We start from the raw sequence: 17,825 nt of genomic DNA, 5'->3' as shown, positions 1-17,825 counted from the left end.
GGACCTCGAGGGGCGGGACCGGCAGGCGGATCAGCTCTCGGTGAGCATGCCCTCGCGCAGCCGTGCCAGCAGGCGCGAGATGAGACGGGAGACGTGCATCTGGGACACGCCCAGGCGTTCGCCGATCTCCTTCTGCGTCAGCTCGTCGACGAACCGCCAGTGGATGATCTGCCGGTCGCGTTCGTCCAGCTCGGAGATCATCGGAGCGAGCGCGTGGAAGTCCTCGACCAGGCTGAGCGCGGTGTCATCGGCGCCGATGAAGTCCGCGAGGGCTGACTCGCCGTCCTCGCTGCCGTTGATGGCCGCGTCCAGGGACGACGAGTTGTAGCCGTTGGACGCCAGACGCGCCTCCACGACCTCGTCCTCCGGGAGGCTCATCAGCTCGGACAGTTCCTTGGTGGTGGGGGTGCGGCCCAGCCGGCTGCTCAGCTCCTCGGTGGCCCGGGCCAGCTGCGTACGCGCTTCCTGCAAACGCCGGGGCACGTGCACGGCCCAAGAGGTGTCCCGGAAGAACCGCTTCATCTCGCCGACGATGTACGGCACGGAGAAGGAGGTGAACTCGACCTCGCGGGCCAGCTCGAACCGGTCGATGGCCTTGATCAGACCGATCATGCCGACCTGGACGATGTCCTCCATCTCCTCCGGCCCGCGGCTGCGGAACCTGGCGGCCGCGAAGCGGACGAGGGACATGTTCATCTCGATCAGCGTGTTGCGTGCGTACTGGTACTCGGGCGTGCCCTCCTCCAGCTTCGAGAGCCGGTCGAAGAACAGCCGCGACAACTCCCGCGCGTCCCTGGGCGCCACCTTCGACGGGTCGGCGATCTCCGGCAACCCGGTGGAGCACTCAACAGTCTCTACGGTCGTCGTTGTCACGTCTTCCCTCCCGATGAACCGCCCCTGTGGCCGTCGGCTCGCGCCGACGCACCTGCGCTTGCCCCGTCCGTCGCCCCGTATGCCTCCGCGCTCCGGATTCGCCGGCGGCGTCACGCGTGCGGTGGTCCGGCGTGACGTGAACTCGGCGCAGGCGGGCATGCGGGGGTTCTCTGACGAGGAGGATGCCATGACCATGACCGACCAGTCGCCGTCCAGTGCACCGCAGCCCGACTGCCCCTCTTGCCGTGAGCCGGGCCATCACACGGTCCCGGAGCGTCGAGAGCCGGAACGAGAACGCTTGAATCGCAGATGGAACGAGATCCTTCAGGAGACGCGGGTCGCGCAGACCGGTGTGCAGATCCTCTTCGGATTCCTGCTCAGCGTGGCCTTCACGCCGTACTTCCACAAGCTGGAGACCTTCGATCACGTGGTGTACGTGATCACCGTGATACTCGGCGCCTCCGGCACCGGGGCGCTGATCGCGCCGGTGTCCATACACCGGCTCCTGGCCGGGCAGCGCATGAAGAACCACATCGTCGAGGTCGCGGGCCGGCTGATGGTCTGCGGACTGGTGCTTCTCGCCTTGACGATCGGCGGCACGCTGCTGCTTCTCCTCCACGTCGTCGTGCCGGGCCTGCTCGCCGAACTGCTGGTCGGCGGCGTCATGTTGTGGTTCGCCCTGTGCTGGTACGGGCTGCCTGTCTGGCTCCGCCGACGCTCCGCCCGCGATGAGCCGGCATGAGAGGGCGGCACCCGTGCGCGCGTAGTGGCAGAGGCCGGTGCGGTCCGGGTGACTCCGTCCGGGCGATCTTCCGGCGCGGCACGAACGGTCTGCGGCCGCAGTGCGGGGAGAATCGGCCGCGGGCCCGGTGGCGGAGTCCGACGCTGAACGCTCCGACGCAGGTCAGAACGATTTTGCCCGAGAGGGCAGGAGTGGGGCGGGTGGGACTCGAACCCACGGCCGACGGATTATGAGTCCGCTGCTCTAACCGGCTGAGCTACCGCCCCATAGCGGCGTGTCGCGTACAGGTGTGCGCGCCGTCTGCCGCAGCATAGCCGCTCATACGATCTCCTGCCTCGGATGGTCGGCTGCCGCGACGCCTTCATGACCTTGAGGACTCCGCGGCGTGCCGCGTGGTTCCCGGGACATGGAAGGAGACATGAAAAAGGACCCCTGAGGGGTCCTCGTTCACCGTGCTCCCCCGACTGGACTCGAACCAGTAACCTGCCGGTTAACAGCCGGCTGCTCTGCCAATTGAGCTACGGAGGACCGAGCTCCCCGGACTGGACTCGAACCAGTAACCTGCCGGTTAACAGCCGGCTGCTCTGCCAATTGAGCTACCGAGGAAAGTCTCGTGTCGCATCGAACGCGTCGACCTGGGTATTCGCCAGGGGGCGCGCGCTCGCTGCGACACATACATTAGCGCAAGCAGGGGGGTGCTCCGCCAATCGGTACTCTCCGGCACCACGGAGCCAGCGAAGAGAAGGGTGGCAGCCATGCGTTACCGGCTCACGTTCGTCGTCGGACTGGCGGCGGGATACGTGCTCGGCACGAAGGCCGGGCGGGAGCGTTACGAGCAGTTGCGGAAGTCCGCGCGGCAGGTCGCGCAGAACCCGGCGGTGCGCAACACCGCCGAGTCGGCGGCCCAGCAGGGGCGGCACTTCGCGGACAAGGCGTACCACGTGGTGAGCGACAAGGTGGGTGACCGGATGCCCGACTCGGTGGCCCAGCGGGTCCGCTCCCTGCGGGAACGCAGCACGAACGGCACCGGCCCGGACGACTGGGGCACCAGCAACACCTGAGACGCAAGCCCCCACCGGGTACGGCCACGTCTCCCGGTGCGGCAGAATTTCGGGCATGGGGATAGTCGCCGGGTTGGACAGTTCGCCCGATTTCACTCGTATCGTCGTCTGCGATTCGGACACGGGCGCCGTGCTGCGCCAGGGCTACGCGCCGCACCCGCTGGAGAGCCCCGAGGGCGGGGGCCGGCCCGCAGACGTCGATCCGCAGGCCTGGCTGCTGTCCCTCGGAGAAGCGGCCGGCGGCGGACTGCTGGAGGGCGTGCAGGCCATCGGCGTGTCGGCGCAGGCCAACTCCGTGGTGCCGCTGGACGCGCAGGGCAACACCGTGCGCCCGGCCATGGTGGGCGGGGACAAGCGCGCACAGGTGGCCGCGGCCGATCTGATCGACGGGCTCGGCGGCCGTGAGGCGTGGGCGCAGGCCGTGGGTTCGGTGCCGCAGGCCGCGCAGCCGGTGACGAAGCTGCGCTGGCTGGCGCGGAACGAGCCGGACGCAGCCGCGCGCACCGCCGTCCTGCTCCAGGCCCACGACTGGCTGGTGTGGCAGCTGCTCGGACGGCCGGTCCGGCGGACCACCGACCGGGGCGGCGCCTCCGGGACCGGCTACTGGTCGGCGGCGACCGGCGGTTACCGGCCCGACCTGGTCGAGCTGGCGCTCGGCCACCAGGTGATGCTGCCGGAGGTGATCGGCCCGGCCGAGGCCGCCGGCACGACACCGGAGGGGCTGCTGATCTCCGCCGGTACCGGCGAGACCCAGGCCGCCGCCTTCGGGCTCGGGATCGGGCTGGGCGACGCCGTGGTGTCGCTGGGCGCGTCCGGGTCCGTGATGGCCGTGCACACCGAGCCGCTCGTCGACCAGTCCGGGATGATCACCGCCCTCGCCGACGCCACCGGCATGCACCTGCCGGTCGTCACCACCCTGAACGCCGTACGGACCCTGCGCGGCGCCGCCGAGCTGCTCGGCGTGCCGGACCTGGAGAGCCTGTCCGAGCTGGCGATGAAGTCGACGCCCGGCTCGCACGGGCTGGTGCTGCTCCCCTACCTGGAGGGCGAGCGGACGCCGAACCTGCCGCACACCGCCGGCACCCTCGCCGGCCTCAGGCGCGAGTCGATGCGGCCGGAGCACCTGGCGCGGGCCGCGTTCGAGGGGATGCTGTGCGGTCTCGGCGACGCCCTCGACGTGCTGCGCGGCCGGGGCGTGGACGTGCGCCGGGTCTTCCTGCTGGGCGCGGCGGCCGAGTTGCCGGCCGTCCAGGCGGCGGCGCCCGCGCTGTTCGGGACGCAGGTCGTCGTGCCGCAGCCCGCGGACTACGCGGCGATCGGCTCGGCCCGGCAGGCGGCCTGGGCGCTGGGCGCGTCGCAGGGCACGCTGGACCCGCGCACCCCGCCCGTCTGGCAGGGCGCGGTGGCCCAGGTGCTGGAGCCCGGCGAGGAACTGGCGGTGGGCCAGGCGGTGCGGCAGCAGTTCGTCTCGGTGCGCGAGCAGACCCACCCCGGGGCGCTGCGTACCTGACGCGGGGCGCGGTGGCGCCCGTAGGCCGGAATTTGCCGCGCTCTTGGGTTAATCGGTTGAGGTAACGCGGGTCGGGTGTCCGACGATAGGGGCCAGGGGCAACCACCTGCCTCCGTCGCCGACCCCGAGAGACCCAGCGTGCTCATACGACTTTTGCGGACCCATCTCAGGCCCTACAAGAAACCCATCGTCCTGCTGGTGGCGCTTCAGTTCCTCCAGACCTGCGCGTCGCTGTACCTGCCGACCCTGAACGCGGACATCATCGACAGCGGTGTCGTGAAGGGGGACTCGGGCTACATCCTGAGCTACGGCGCCGTGATGATCGGCATCTCCCTGGCCCAGGTGGTGTGCAACATCGGCGCCGTCTACTACGGCGCGCGCACGGCCTCCGCCCTCGGCCGGGACGTGCGGGGTGCCGTCTTCGACCGGGTGCAGTCCTTCTCGGCGCGCGAGCTGGGCGGCTTCGGCGCGCCCTCGCTGATCACCCGGACGACCAACGACGTCCAGCAGGTCCAGATGCTGGCCCTGATGACGTTCACGCTGATGGTGTCGGCGCCCATCATGTGCGTCGGCGGCATCGTGATGGCGCTCGGTCTGGACGTGCCGCTGTCCGGGGTGCTGGTCGCGGTGGTGCCGGTGCTGGCGGTCTGCGTCACGCTGATCGTGCGGAAGCTGCGCCCGCTGTTCCGGGCGATGCAGGTGCGGCTGGACACCGTCAACCGGGTGCTGCGCGAGCAGATCACCGGCAACCGCGTGATCCGCGCCTTCGTGCGGGACGAGTACGAGCAGCAGCGCTTCCGGAAGGCCAACACCGACCTGACCGAGGTGGCGCTGGGCACCGGCAACCTGCTCGCGCTGATGTTCCCGGTGGTGATGACGGTGGTGAACCTGTCGTCGATCGCCGTGGTGTGGTTCGGCGCCCACCGGATCGACAGCGGCGGGATGCAGATCGGCGACCTGACCGCGTTCCTCGCCTATCTGATGCAGATCGTCATGTCCGTGATGATGGCCACCTTCATGTTCATGATGGTGCCGCGCGCGGAGGTGTGCGCCGAGCGCATCCAGGAGGTCCTGGACACCGAAAGCAGCGTGGTGCCGCCGGTGGCGCCGGTCACCGAGCTGCGCCGGCACGGGCATCTGGAGATCCGCGGGGCGGGCTTCCGCTACCCGGGGGCCGAGGAGCCGGTGCTCAGGAACATCGGGCTGGTCGCCAGGCCGGGCGAGACGACCGCCGTCATCGGCTCGACCGGCAGCGGCAAGTCGACCCTGCTCGGGCTGGTCCCCCGGCTCTTCGACGCCACCGACGGGGAGGTGCTGGTGGACGGGGTGGACGTACGGACCGTCGATCCGAAGGTGCTGGCCAAGGTCGTGGGTCTGGTGCCGCAGAAGCCGTACCTCTTCGCGGGCACCGTGGCGACCAATCTGCGCTACGGGAATCCGGACGCCACGGACGAGGAGCTGTGGCACGCCCTGGAAGTGGCGCAGGCCAAGGAGTTCGTCTCCGGGCTGGAGGGCGGTCTCGACGCGCCGGTCGCGCAGGGCGGCACCAACGTCTCGGGCGGCCAGCGGCAGCGGCTCGCCATCGCCCGGACGCTGGTCCAGCGGCCGGAGATCTACCTCTTCGACGACTCCTTCTCCGCGCTCGACTACGCCACCGACGCGGCGCTGCGGGCCGCGCTGGGCCGGGAGACGGCCGAGGCGACCGTGGTGATCGTCGCGCAGCGGGTGGCGACCATCCGGGACGCCGACCGGATCGTGGTGCTGGACGAGGGCCGGGTGGTCGGCGTGGGCCGGCACCACGAGCTGATGGCGGACAACGAGACCTACCGGGAGATCGTGCTCTCCCAGCTGACGGAAGCGGAGGCCGCCTGATGGCCGGGCCAGCGGGTCGCATGATGGCCGGGGGCGGCCCCGACCAGCGTTCGATGGACTTCAAGGGGTCGGGCAAGCGGCTCGTCGCCCGGTTCCGGCAGGAGCGGGCGACCCTGTTCACCCTGGTGGGCTGCATCGTCCTCAGCGTCGGTCTGAGCGTGGTCGGGCCGAAGATCCTCGGCCGGGCCACCGACCTGGTCTTCGCGGGCATCGTCGGGCGGGACATGCCGTCCGGGGCCACGAAGGAGCAGGTCCTTGAGTCCATGCGGGAGCGCGGGGACGGCCAGATCGCCGACATGCTCCGCAGCACCGACTTCACCCCGGGCCAGGGCATCGACTTCGACGCGGTGGGCCGGGTGCTGCTGGTGGCGCTGGCCGTGTTCGCGGTGGCCGGGCTGCTGATGGCGGTCGCCACCCGGCTGGTGAACCGGGCGGTCAACCGCACCATGTTCCGGCTGCGCGAGGACGTACAGACGAAACTGTCGCGGCTGCCGCTGTCCTACTTCGACAAGCGGCAGCGCGGCGAGGTGCTGAGCCGCGCGACCAACGACATCGACAACATCGGGCAGACGCTCCAGCAGTCGATGGGCCAGCTGATCAACTCGCTGCTCACCATCATCGGCGTGCTGGCGATGATGTTCTACGTCTCCTGGATCCTCGCGCTGGTCGCGCTGGTGACCGTGCCGCTGTCGTTCGTGGTGGCCACCCGGGTGGGCAAGCGGTCGCAGCCGCAGTTCGTGCGGCAGTGGCGTACGACGGGGCAGCTGAACGCGCACATCGAGGAGATGTACACCGGGCACGCGCTGGTGAAGGTGTTCGGGCGGCAGGAGGAATCGGCGAAGCAGTTCGCCGAGCAGAACGAGGAGCTGTACGAGGCCGGGTTCAGGGCGCAGTTCAACAGCGGCATCATGCAGCCGCTGATGATGTTCGTGTCCAACCTGAACTACGTGCTGGTCGCGGTGGTCGGCGGCCTGCGGGTGGCCTCGGGTTCGCTGTCCATCGGTGACGTGCAGGCCTTCATCCAGTACTCCCGGCAGTTCTCCATGCCGCTGACGCAGGTGGCGTCCATGGCGAACCTGGTGCAGTCGGGTGTGGCCTCGGCGGAGCGGGTCTTCGAGCTGCTGGACGCCGAGGAGCAGTCGGCGGACCCGATCCCGGGCACCCGGCCCGAGGACCTGCGCGGGCGGGTGGCGCTGGAGCAGGTGTCCTTCCGGTACGACCCGGAGAAGCCGCTGATCGAGGACCTGTCACTGAAGGTGGAGCCGGGTCACACCGTCGCCATCGTCGGACCGACGGGGGCCGGCAAGACGACCCTGGTCAACCTGCTGATGCGGTTCTACGAGGTGTCCGGCGGCCGGATCACGCTGGACGGTGCGGACATCGCGAAAATGTCGCGGGACGAGCTGCGGGCCGGCATCGGCATGGTGCTCCAGGACACCTGGCTGTTCGGCGGCACCATCGCGGAGAACATCGCGTACGGGGCGTCGCGGAAGGTCACGCGCGGGGAGATCGAGGAGGCGGCGCGGGCCGCGCACGCCGACCGGTTCGTGCGGACGCTGCCCGACGGCTACGACACGGTGATCGACGACGAGGGTTCGGGGGTGAGCGCCGGTGAGAAGCAGCTCATCACCATCGCGCGGGCGTTCCTGTCCGACCCGGTGATCCTGGTCCTCGACGAGGCGACGTCGTCCGTGGACACCCGTACCGAGGTGCTGATCCAGAAGGGGATGGCCAAGCTGGCGCACGGGCGGACCTCGTTCGTGATCGCGCACCGGCTGTCGACGATCCGGGACGCCGACACGATCCTGGTGATGGAGAACGGGTCGATCGTCGAGCAGGGCACGCACACGGCGCTGCTCGCGGCGGACGGGGCGTACGCACGGCTGTACCGGGCGCAGTTCGCGCAGGCGGTGGCCGAGGTGGAGTAGCCCGTCCGGCCCCCTCGGGGCTCCGTGGGTGTCGTCCGGATGAGATCTGCCCCCAATCCCCTCATATTGGTAGGGAGCGGGACAATCCCCTTGTCCGGCCGACGCCCGCACACCGGAGCGAGGGGCCATGGCCACCACCACCGAGGGAACCGAGGGAGACGCCGGCCGTCCGGCCGGCCTGAAGGCCAACGCGATCGGCTTCGTAGACGCGCTGGTCATCGGACTCAACGCGACCTCGCCGGCGTATTCGCTGGCGGCGGTCATCGGCCCGGTCGTCGCGCTGGTCGGGATCTACGCGCCGGGCGTGATGTTCGCGTCCTTCGTGCCGATGCTGCTGATCGCCTCCGCGTTCTACTACCTCAACAAGGTCGACCAGGACTGCGGGACGACCTTCTCGTGGGTCACCCGGGCCATGGGTCCGTGGTTCGGGTGGCTCGGCGGGTGGGCCATCGCCATGACCGGCGTGCTGGTCGTCGGCTCGCTCGCGGACGTCGCCGTCACCTTCGGACTGCTCACCGTGGGGCTGGACAGCTGGGCCGAGAACGAGGTCGTACGGCAGTTGCTGACCGTGCTGCTCATCCTGGTGATGACCGGGGTGTGCGTGATCGGCACCGAGCTGTCGGCCCGGGTGCAGAACGTGCTGATCCTCGCGCAGGTCGCCTGTCTGCTCGCCTTCGCGGTGGTCGCGCTGTACCGGGTCTACGCGGGCACCGGCACCCTCGACTCGGTCAAACCCGCGGCCGACTGGATGAACCCCTTCGGCTCCGGAGGCGCGTCCCTGACGGCGGCGCTGCTCCTTGGGGTGTTCATCTACTGGGGCTGGGAGTCGGCGGTCAACCTCACCGAGGAGATCAGGGACTCCGCGTCCGCGCCCGGCCGGGCGGCCGTCTGGTCGACGGTCGTGCTGCTGGTGACATACGTGGCGGTCGGCTTCGCGGTGGTGGCGTACGCCGGTCCGCTGTTCCTCTCCGAGAACGCGGGCGAGGAGGAGTTCGTCTTCGCCCTGCTGGCCGGGGAGGCCATGGGCGGCTGGGACTGGGTGGTGCTGCTCGCGGTGTCCACGTCCGCGCTGGCCTCGACCCAGACGACGATCATCCCCGCCTCGCGCACGGCGCTGTCCATGGCCCGCCGCCAGGCGCTGCCCGCCACGTTCGGCCGCATCCACCCGCGCTACCGGACACCCGACGTGAGCACCTGGTGGGTGGCCGGGATCGCCATCGTCTGGTACCTCGTGGTCCGGCAGATCAGCGAGAACGCCCTCTTCGACTCGCTCACCGCGCTGTCGCTGCTGATCGCCTTCTACTACGCCCTGACGGGCATCGCCTGCGCGGTGTACTACCGGCGCCGGCTCACCGAGAGCCTGCGCAACCTGCTGCTGATCGGGGTGGGGCCGCTGGTCGGGGCGGGGCTGCTGATCTGGCTGCTGGTGGAGTCCGTGATCGACATGGCCGACCCCGCCAACTCCTACAGCGGGGTGTCCTGGCTGGGGCTCGGTCCGCCGCTGGTCATCGGCATCGGCATCGCCCTGGTCGGGGTGGTCCTGATGCTCGTGTGGCGGTTCGTGTCACCCGCGTTCTGGTCGGAGCGGCCCGGTGTGGCGGGCCCGGATCCCGTGACGGACAAGGAGAGCTGAGATGTCGGTCGTCCTCGGGTACGACGAGTCGGCCGGCGCCGTGCGCGCGCTGCGGGTCGCGGTGGAGGTGTCGGCCGCCTTCGGCGAGCCGCTGGTGCTCGTCTACGGTGCCGCGGCCCCCGGGGCCATGGGCGAGGAGTACGGCTCCCACCACGAGGCGCTGGTGGAGACGGGGCGGACGGCGCTCCGCCATGCCGTGGAGGCGGCGGACGAGGCGGGGGTGCCGAGCACGGTCGAGATCATCGACGAGAAGCCCGCCCAGGCCCTGCTCACGGCGGCCGCCCGGCACGGGGCGCGGGTGATCGTGGTGGGCAGCTGGGGCGAGAGCCCGATGCGCGGGGCCCTGCTGGGCTCCACCCCGCACAAGCTGCTGCACCTGTCGCCGGTCCCGGTGCTGTGCGTGCCGACGGAGGAGTGAGGGGCCGCCGCGGTGGCCCGGCTCAGTCCAGGTAGCCGCGGAGCTGGTCCGCGTAGGCGTGGTCGCGGAGTTTGTTGAGGGTCTTGGACTCGATCTGCCGTATCCGCTCCCGGGTCACGCCGAAGATGCGGCCTATCTCCTCCAGCGTGCGGGGCCGGCCGTCGGCCAGGCCGTAGCGGAGCTGGACGACCTTGCGCTCGCGCTCGCCGAGGGTGGAGAGCACGGCCTCCAAGTGCTGACGCAGCAGCAGGAAGGCGGCCGACTCGACGGGGCTGGCGGCGTCGCCGTCCTCGATCAGGTCGCCGAGGGCGACGTCGTCCTCCTCGCCGACCGGGGCGTGCAGCGAGACCGGCTCCTGGGCGAGGCGCAGCACCTCGCCGACCCGCTCGGGGGCGAGGTCCAGGTGGTCGGCGACCTCCTGCGGCGTCGGCTCGTAGCCGCGTTCCTGGAGCATGCGGCGCTGGACTCGGACGACCCGGTTGATCAGCTCCACGACGTGGACCGGGACGCGGATGGTGCGGGCCTGGTCGGCCAGGGCGCGGGACATGGCCTGCCGGATCCACCAGGTGGCGTAGGTGGAGAACTTGTAGCCGCGGGCGTAGTCGAACTTCTCCACGGCCCGGATCAGCCCGAGGTTCCCCTCCTGGACCAGGTCGAGCATGGTCAGTCCGCGCCCGACGTACCGCTTCGCCACCGACACCACGAGCCGCAGGTTCGCCTCGATCAGCCGGCGCTTGGCGACCCGGCCCAGGACGACGATCCGGTCCAGGTCGAGGGCGAGGCTGCTGTCCAGGTCGGGGGTGAGGCGCAGCTTCTCCTCGGCGAACAGCCCGGCCTCCACGCGCCGCGCCAGGTCGACCTCCTCGGCCGCGCTGAGCAGCGGGATCCGCCCGATCTCGCGGAGGTACTGCCGGAACAGGTCGGAGGAGGGCCCACCGGACTCGGTACGGGTGGGAGGCGGCGGTTCGGCGGGCTCGGCGGGCTCGTTCTCCGGGGGCATGGCGACGAGGACCCCGCGCTCGGCGTCCGGCTCCGCGCCGTCGGTACTGGCGTCGGTCTGGGTGAGGGTCTGGGTCTGCACGGGGGCGACCTCCAGGATGGACGCGGCCGGCGGGGGCCGGCGGCGGTACTTCGGGGGGCGGAGTCGGCTCGCTCGCCGCCGTCCGTCCCGTACGCCGTGAAACGGAACCGCGGGAACCGGTGACCCGCCGGAACGGATCGGCCACACTCCGAGGACTCAGGCACCGCCCCCAGTGTGGGGTACGACACATCACCGCCACGAGGGGCGTGCGGTGACTTTTTGCGTCCGGGCCGTGACCGCGTGAATACCCGGGGTCGGTTCAGAGGGCGGCGGCGCCCTGGACGCGGAGGTTCTGGTCGTACTGCTGGAGGATCCAGAGTTCGTTCTGTACGGCTGCCTGTTCGGCGGGGTCGCCGTGGGTGGAGAGGCGGGTGAGGCGGCCGGTGATGTCGCGGATGCGGCGTTCGACGGCGCGGCGGCGGACCGTGACCAGTTGGGCGCCGGCATAGACCTCGTCGACGTCCTTGACGCCGCGGTGCAGCATGATCGCCTCGACCGCGAGTTCGGTGACCATGGCGCGGACGGTGTCGTCGGGGGCCGCGTCGCGCACCCGGACCAGGTAGTCCTGCGGGTCCTGGACGCCGAACTCGGCGCCGCCCGCCTCCAGGATCGCCTCGCGTACGGCGGCGTAGGGCGGGGCGGTGAACTCGTCGACGCCGTACGCGTCGAAGGCCGGGGAGACCAGCTCCGGGCGCTGGAGGGCGAGTTTCAGGAGTTCGCGTTCGGTGGCGAAGACGGGGTTGCGGAGGTTGAGGGCCGGGCCGCGGGGGCCGGGGCGGGTGGGCGCGGTCTGGTGCTGGGCGCCGCCGTGCTGCTGCCGGTCGGGGCCGGCAGCGCCCCTGCCGCCCCGGTCGCGGGCCCAGCGGGCCAGCTGGGCGATGCGCTTGACGACGAACTGGGTGTCCAGGATGCCGAGCATCCCGGCGAGCTGGACCGCGACCTCGTGCTGGGCGCCGCTGTTCTTGATGCGGGCGACGACCGGGGCGGCCTCGTCCAGCGCGGACGCGCGGCCGGCGGGGGTGTCCAGGTCGTAGCGGGAGACGATCTGGCGCAACGCGAACTCGAAGAGCGGGGTGCGCGGTTCGACCAGGTCGGCCACGGCGTCGTCGCCCTTGGCGAGGCGCAGGTCGCAGGGGTCCATGCCGTCGGGGGCGATGGCGATGTAGGTCTCGGCGGCGAACTTCTGGTCGTCCTCGAAGGCGCGCAGGGCGGCCTTCTGGCCGGCCGCGTCGCCGTCGAAGGTGAAGATCACGCGGGCCGAGCCGTTGTCCATGAGGAGGCGGCGGAGGATCTTGATGTGGTCGCCGCCGAAGGCCGTGCCGCAGGTCGCGATGGCGGTGGTCACGCCGGCGAGGTGGCAGGCCATGACGTCGGTGTAGCCCTCGACGACGACCGCCCGGGACGCCTTCGCGATGTCCTTCTTCGCCAGGTCGATGCCGTAGAGGACCTGGGACTTCTTGTAGATCGCGGTCTCGGGGGTGTTCAGGTACTTCGGCCCGTTGTCCGCCTCGTAGAGCTTGCGGGCGCCGAAGCCGACGACGTCGCCGCCGATGTCGCGGATGGGCCACATCAGCCGGCCGCGGAACCGGTCGATGGGGCCGCGGCGGCCCTCCTGCGAGATGCCGGAGAGGACCAGCTCCTTGTCGCTGAAGCCCTTGCCCCGCAGGAAGCGGGTGAGGTGGTCCCAGCCCTGGGGGCTGTAGCCGACGCCGAAGTGCTGGGCGGCCGCCTGGTCGAAGCCGCGGTCGGCGAGGAAGGCGCGGCCGGTGTCCGCCTCGGGGCTGGTCGCCAGCTGCTCCGCGTACCACTGCGCGGCGATCTTGTGGGCCTCGACCAGGCGGATGCGCTCGCCGCGCTGGTGGGTGGGGTTGTACCCGCCCTCCTCGTAGCGCAGGGTGATGCCGGCCTGGCCGGCCAGGCGCTCGACCGCCTCGGAGAAGGTGAGGTGGTCGATCTTCATCACGAACGTGATGGTGTCGCCGCCCTCCTGGCAGCCGAAGCAGTGGAAGAACCCCTTGCTCGGACTGACCTGGAAGGACGGGGACTTCTCGTCGTGGAAGGGGCACAGGCCCTTCAGATTGCCGCCGCCCGCGTTGCGCAGCTGGAGGTACTCCGAGACGACGGCGTCGATCGGGACCGCGTCCCGTACCGCCTTCACGTCCTCGTCGTTGATCCGTCCTGCCACGCGTGAAGTCTACGGGGCGGCACCGACATGCTCCGGCACGGTGACCGGCTCCGGTACGACAGCTATGCGAGGAGGCTTTCCAGGGATACGTGCGGATTCGCGAGGGCCTCCGTGTCCACCGGGGTCTTCGAGCGGATCAGCTGCTGGATCGGCTCCGTGACGTCCCACACGTTGACGTTCATCCCGGCCAGCACGCGGCCCTCCTTCACCCAGAAGGCGATGAACTCGCGCTTCGCCGCGTCCCCGCGGATCACCACCTCGTCGTACGACCCCGCGGGCGCCCAGCCGGAGTACTCCATGCCCAGGTCGTACTGGTCGGTGAAGAAGTAGGGGACGCGGTCGTGGGCCGTGCCCTTGCCGAGCATCGCGCGGGCCGCCGCCGGGCCGCCGTTCAGCGCGTTGGCCCAGTGCTCCACGCGCAGGCTGGTGTCGAAGAGGGCGTGGTGGAAGGAGGCCACGTCGCCGGCCGCGTAGATGTCGGGGTCGGAGGTGCGCAGGTGCTCGTCGACGACGACGCCGCCGCCGTGCGCCCGGTCGGCGATCTCCAGCCCGGCCGCCTGCGCGAGCGCGGCGCGCGGGGCGGCGCCGATCGCGGCGAGCACGTCGTGCGCCGGGTGCTCCTCGCCGTCGTCGGTACGGGCGGCCAGCACCATGCCGTCCTGGCCGACGATCTCGGTCAGCTCCACGCCGAAGCGGAAGCGCACCCCGTGCGACTCGTGCAGCTCGGCGAAGACGGCGCCCAGCTCAGGGCCGAGGACGCCGTGCAGCGGGGTAGGGCCGGGCTCGACGACGGTGACCTCGGCTCCGTACTCGCGGGCCGCCGCCGCGATCTCCAGGCCGATCCAGCCGGCGCCGGCGATGACGAGGTGGCCGTTGTCCCGGCCGAGGGAGGCGAGGACGCCCTTGAGCCGCTCGGCGTGGGCGAGGCGGCGCAGGTGGTGGACGCCCGCGAGGTCGGTGCCGGGGACGTCGAGGCGGCGGGGCTCGGCGCCGGTCGCGAGGAGCAGCTTGTCGTAGCTGACGTGGGTGCCGTCGTCGCCGTAGTGGACGGTCTTGGCGGCGCGGTCGATCGCGACGACGGTCTGGCCGAGGTGCAGCTCGATGTCGTGGCTCGCGTACCAGGCGGGCTCGTGCACGAAGACGCTGTCGCGCTCCTCCTTGCCGAGGAGGTAGCCCTTGGACAGCGGGGGGCGCTCGTAGGGGTGGTCGCGTTCGTCGCAGATGAGGATCACCCGGCCGGTGAAGCCCTCCGTGCGGAGTGTCTCGGCCGCCTTCGCGCCCGCCAGGCCGCCTCCGACGATGACGAATGTCTGATCCGCGTCGACCACTTGTTTGCCTCCTCGTCAGGGTGCCGCCACATGCGAGCGTCCCGCACGTGGCGTGGTGCGGGAAGAGGAGCGACCCGATCAGGCCACGGAGCGTCCGGTTTCCGGAGCTTCGCGGTCCGTCGGGTCACACCTGTCCCACCAGTCTCATGGATGCCCCGTCAGCCGGGCGTGAAGCGAGCGGGCCGAGGCGTCGGTGAGGGAGGCGATCTGGTCGACGATCACCCGTTTGCGGGCCCGGTCGTCGGGGGCCGCGTCGAACAGGGCGCGGAACTGCGGGTCGAGGCCGTCGGGGGCGCGGGCGGTGAGCGCCTCGGCCAGTTCGGCGACGACGATCCGCTGGTCGGCGCGGAGCGCCTCCTGTTCGGTGCGCTGCATGACGTACCGGACGGCGACCGCCTTGAGGACGGCGCACTCCAGCTGGGTCTCCCTCGGGACGACCAGCTCGGCGGTGTACCGGGTGAGCCGGCCGCCGCCGTACGCGGCCCGGGTGGCCGTCTCGGCGGCCAGGCAGAACCGGCCGATGAGCTGGCTGGTGGCGTCCTTCAGGCGGGCCTGGGCGCCGGCCGTGCCGTCGTAGCCGTGCGGCCACCAGTCCTGGGCGAGGAGGCGGTCGAGGGCGGCGGCGAGTTCGGCGTGGTCGGTGCCCTCGGGGACGTAGCGGCCGACGGCGGCCTCGAAGACGGCCTCGCGCTCGGGGTCGGCGAGCAGGCAGTTCGGGTCGATGTGGCCGGCGTGCAGGCCGTCCTCGACGTCGTGCACGGAGTACGCCACGTCGTCCGCCCAGTCCATGACCTGGGCCTCGAAGCAGGTGCGGGCGCCGGGGGCGTCCTTGCGGAGCCACTCGAAGACGGGCCGGTCGTCGTCGTAGACGCCGAACTTGCGCGAGGACGGGTCGGTGGGGTGGGCGCCGCGGGGCCAGGGGTACTTGGTGGCGGCGTCGAGGGTGGCGCGGGTGAGGTTGAGGCCGACGGAGCCGTCCTCGGTGAACCGTTTGGGCTCGATGCGGGTGAGGAGCCTGAGGGACTGGGCGTTGCCCTCGAATCCGCCGCAGTCCTCGGCGAAGGTGTTGAGCGCCAGTTCGCCGTTGTGCCCGAAGGGCGGGTGGCCCAGGTCGTGGGAGAGGCAGGCGGCCTCCACGAGGTCGGGGTCGCAGCCGAGGGCGGCGCCGAGTTCGCGGCCGACCTGGGCGCACTCCAGGGAGTGGGTGAGGCGGGTGCGGGGGCTGGCGTCCCACATGGGGCTGCCCTCGCCCGGGGTGACGACCTGGGTCTTGCCGGCGAGGCGGCGCAGGGCGGCGGAGTGGAGGATGCGGGCGCGGTCGCGTTGGAAGGCGGTGCGGCCGGGGCGTTTGTCCGGCTCGGGGGCCCAGCGGGCGACTGACGTCGGGTCGTAGGGGGGTGGGGTGTCTGTGCCTTCCATGTGATGAACATTAAGCGGTGGGCGCGGATGCGTCTGCCGGGTTCGGTGGTCGCGCGGGTGCGGGCGGTTCGTGGCTGGTCGCGCCCGCGCGGCGGAGCCGCACATCGATACGGCCCCGCGCCCCTAGGGGGTGGCGGTTGCCCGGCGAATCGAAGCGCCGCCTGTGATCGGATTCACGGCCTCGTCGTAGCGGTGCAGGAGCAGGCGGGCCATGGCCGGGTGGGTGCCCAGGGGGGACGCGGCTGTCCAGGGGGCCGCTGCCGTGGACTCCGTCGCGAAGCGGCCCGGGGCCGTGAAGTAGGAGGCGACGGCCACTCGGCGGTGGCCCCGGGACGTCAGGGTGCGGATGGCGTCCGGGACGGTGGGGGACGCCGCCGAGGCGTAGGCGGGGAGGACCGGGACGCCGAGGCGGGCGGCGAGGAGGGACGCGGTGCGGGTCGTGTCGGTCCTGGAGTCCGGGTCGCGGGAGCCCGCGGCGGCGAGGACGACGGCGGCGTCCCGTGGGGCCCGGGTGGGCCAGCCGGCCTCCAGCAGGCGGGCGTGGAGGGCGTCCACGAGCAGGGGGTGCGGGCCGAGCGGGGCGGCGACGCGGGTGCGGGCCGGGGAGGCCGCGGCCATGTCGGGGATGTCGCGTTTGACGTGGTGGCCGCGGCTGAGCAGGAGCGGGACGAGGACCGCGGGCCCGTCCCCGAGGGCGGCCAGCGTGTCGGGGAGCAGGGGTTCGTTCAGCTCGATGTGGCCGAGGTGCACCGGCAGGCCGGGGCGCAGGGCGCGGACCCGGTCGAGGAGGGCGCTCACGGTGCTCAGGGCGCGCGGGTCGCGGCTGCCGTGGGCGACGGCCACCAGGGCGGGTGCTCCGCCGGTGGCCCGCGTGCTCGTGCTGCCCGTCACTGTCATCACCGTCATGCACCGATCGTGGCCGGGTGACGTTGCCTTCCCGTTGCGTGGGCGTCACGACAATTTTCCTCCGGTTCACACGCCGCCGCCCACCGCGTGTGAGCGTCCGGCGAACCGGACGGCGCTCCGGTACGTCCCTGAGGGCAGTGACCGACCGGGGAGGGGACCGTCCGATGCGCCGCCCGACACTTCGCAGACCGCGCCTGCCGCGCACCCGCACGGGACAGCGGCGGCTGATCCGGGCGGTGGTGGCGGCGTGCGTGCTGGCGCTGCTGCCCGCGACGTGGATGCACCTGGTCACCGGCGACCGGCTGCGCACCACGGCCGACGTGCCGCGCACCGAGGTCGCCGTCGTCTTCGGCGCCGGGCTGTGGGAGGGCGAGCCGTCGCCGTACCTGGCGCACCGGCTGGACGCGGCGGCCGAGCTGTACCGCGCGGGGCGGATCGAGGTGGTGCTCGTCACCGGGGACAACAGCCGGGAGGAGTACGACGAGCCGGACGCCATGCGCGCCTACCTCGTGCGGCACGGCGTGCCCGACGGGCGGATCGTCAGCGACTACGCGGGCTTCGACACCTGGGACTCCTGCGTCCGCGCGAAGAAGATCTTCGGGGTGGACCGGGCCGTACTGATCAGCCAGGGCTTCCACATCCGGCGGGCGGTCGCGCTCTGCCAGGAGGCGGGGGTGGCGTCGTACGGCGTCGGGGTGGACGAGCGTCACGACGCGACCTGGTACTACGGGGGTGCCCGGGAGGTCCTCGCGGCGGGCAAGGCGGCGCTGGACGCGGCGGTCGAACCGGACCCGCGCTTCCTCGGGCCGAAGGAGCCGGGGGTGGCGCTGGCTCTGGCCGACGCCGGATGAGCCGACGCCGGATGAGCA

The 17,825-nt window shown here is 71.6% G+C and carries 14 protein-coding genes and 3 tRNA genes; 8 read left to right on the top strand and 9 right to left on the bottom strand.

The window, feature by feature from the left end; translation table 11 throughout:
- Nucleotides 1–30 precede the first annotated feature (30 nt).
- On the bottom strand, nt 31–873 hold the full coding sequence (locus ACZ67M_RS02915; RefSeq protein WP_361355014.1) for an RNA polymerase sigma factor SigF: 843 nt from the start codon (nt 871–873) through the stop codon (nt 31–33).
- Nucleotides 874–1,060: 187 nt separating this feature from the next.
- Here ACZ67M_RS02915 and ACZ67M_RS02910 point away from each other — a divergent pair, with 187 nt between their 5' ends.
- A complete protein-coding gene (locus ACZ67M_RS02910; protein WP_469849317.1) occupies nt 1,061–1,615 on the top strand; it encodes a DUF6328 family protein in 555 nt (184 codons plus the stop codon).
- Between the two features lie 192 nt (nt 1,616–1,807).
- Here ACZ67M_RS02910 and ACZ67M_RS02905 read toward each other — a convergent pair.
- The 3 genes from ACZ67M_RS02905 to ACZ67M_RS02895 form a co-directional block, all read right to left on the bottom strand.
- Nucleotides 1,808–1,881 (bottom strand) — tRNA-Ile (locus ACZ67M_RS02905).
- Nucleotides 1,882–2,070: 189 nt separating this feature from the next.
- Nucleotides 2,071–2,143: transfer RNA gene (locus ACZ67M_RS02900), tRNA-Asn, on the bottom strand.
- 5 nt (nt 2,144–2,148) lie between these two features.
- Nucleotides 2,149–2,221, bottom strand: a tRNA-Asn gene (locus ACZ67M_RS02895).
- A gap of 149 nt (nt 2,222–2,370) precedes the next feature.
- Between ACZ67M_RS02895 and ACZ67M_RS02890 the strand changes: the two genes are divergently transcribed.
- From ACZ67M_RS02890 to ACZ67M_RS02865, 6 genes are all read left to right on the top strand, one after another.
- On the top strand, nt 2,371–2,676 hold the full coding sequence (locus ACZ67M_RS02890) for a YtxH domain-containing protein (protein ID WP_307011884.1): 306 nt from the start codon (nt 2,371–2,373) through the stop codon (nt 2,674–2,676).
- A gap of 55 nt (nt 2,677–2,731) precedes the next feature.
- Nucleotides 2,732–4,186, top strand: coding sequence for a xylulokinase (locus tag ACZ67M_RS02885; RefSeq protein ID WP_361355011.1), 1,455 nt, complete (start codon nt 2,732–2,734; stop codon nt 4,184–4,186).
- Between the two features lie 138 nt (nt 4,187–4,324).
- Nucleotides 4,325–6,058 carry an ABC transporter ATP-binding protein gene (locus tag ACZ67M_RS02880; RefSeq protein WP_467320236.1) on the top strand — a complete coding sequence of 578 codons (1,734 nt, stop codon included), beginning with the start codon at nt 4,325–4,327 and terminating at the stop codon, nt 6,056–6,058.
- Entirely contained in the window at nt 6,058–7,986 is a 1,929-nt protein-coding gene (locus tag ACZ67M_RS02875; protein ID WP_361355006.1) for an ABC transporter ATP-binding protein, read from the top strand. The genes ACZ67M_RS02880 and ACZ67M_RS02875 overlap by 1 nt, the downstream gene beginning before the upstream one ends.
- 127 nt (nt 7,987–8,113) lie before the next feature.
- Nucleotides 8,114–9,619 carry an APC family permease gene (locus ACZ67M_RS02870; RefSeq protein WP_361355003.1) on the top strand — a complete coding sequence of 502 codons (1,506 nt, stop codon included), beginning with the start codon at nt 8,114–8,116 and terminating at the stop codon, nt 9,617–9,619.
- A gap of 1 nt (nt 9,620) precedes the next feature.
- The gene (locus ACZ67M_RS02865) at nt 9,621–10,037 is read left to right on the top strand and encodes a universal stress protein (RefSeq protein WP_361355000.1); all 417 of its coding nucleotides are present in this window, start codon (nt 9,621–9,623) and stop codon (nt 10,035–10,037) included.
- Nucleotides 10,038–10,059: 22 nt separating this feature from the next.
- On the opposite strand, the gene ACZ67M_RS02860 is transcribed toward ACZ67M_RS02865, so the two are convergent.
- From ACZ67M_RS02860 to ACZ67M_RS02840, 5 genes are all read right to left on the bottom strand, one after another.
- Nucleotides 10,060–11,256, bottom strand: a complete 1,197-nt coding sequence (locus ACZ67M_RS02860) for an RNA polymerase sigma factor (RefSeq protein ID WP_385798622.1) — start codon at nt 11,254–11,256, stop codon at nt 10,060–10,062.
- A gap of 121 nt (nt 11,257–11,377) precedes the next feature.
- Nucleotides 11,378–13,303 carry a DNA primase gene (gene dnaG / locus ACZ67M_RS02855; RefSeq protein ID WP_385798487.1) on the bottom strand — a complete coding sequence of 642 codons (1,926 nt, stop codon included), beginning with the start codon at nt 13,301–13,303 and terminating at the stop codon, nt 11,378–11,380.
- Between the two features lie 62 nt (nt 13,304–13,365).
- A complete protein-coding gene (locus ACZ67M_RS02850) occupies nt 13,366–14,631 on the bottom strand; it encodes an NAD(P)/FAD-dependent oxidoreductase (RefSeq protein ID WP_385798488.1) in 1,266 nt (421 codons plus the stop codon).
- A 144-nt stretch (nt 14,632–14,775) separates the two neighbouring features.
- Entirely contained in the window at nt 14,776–16,050 is a 1,275-nt protein-coding gene (locus ACZ67M_RS02845; RefSeq protein WP_392008668.1) for a deoxyguanosinetriphosphate triphosphohydrolase, read from the bottom strand.
- 123 nt (nt 16,051–16,173) lie between these two features.
- A complete protein-coding gene (locus tag ACZ67M_RS02840; RefSeq protein WP_385798492.1) occupies nt 16,174–16,956 on the bottom strand; it encodes a sirohydrochlorin chelatase in 783 nt (260 codons plus the stop codon).
- A 164-nt stretch (nt 16,957–17,120) separates the two neighbouring features.
- Here ACZ67M_RS02840 and ACZ67M_RS02835 point away from each other — a divergent pair, with 164 nt between their 5' ends.
- Nucleotides 17,121–17,807, top strand: coding sequence for a SanA/YdcF family protein (locus tag ACZ67M_RS02835; RefSeq protein ID WP_392008662.1), 687 nt, complete (start codon nt 17,121–17,123; stop codon nt 17,805–17,807).
- The last annotated feature ends 18 nt before the right edge of the window (nt 17,808–17,825 follow it).

This window comes from Streptomyces sp. NPDC107500 (assembly GCF_055582785.1).
This window is presented reverse-complemented; position numbering and strand designations above follow the sequence as displayed.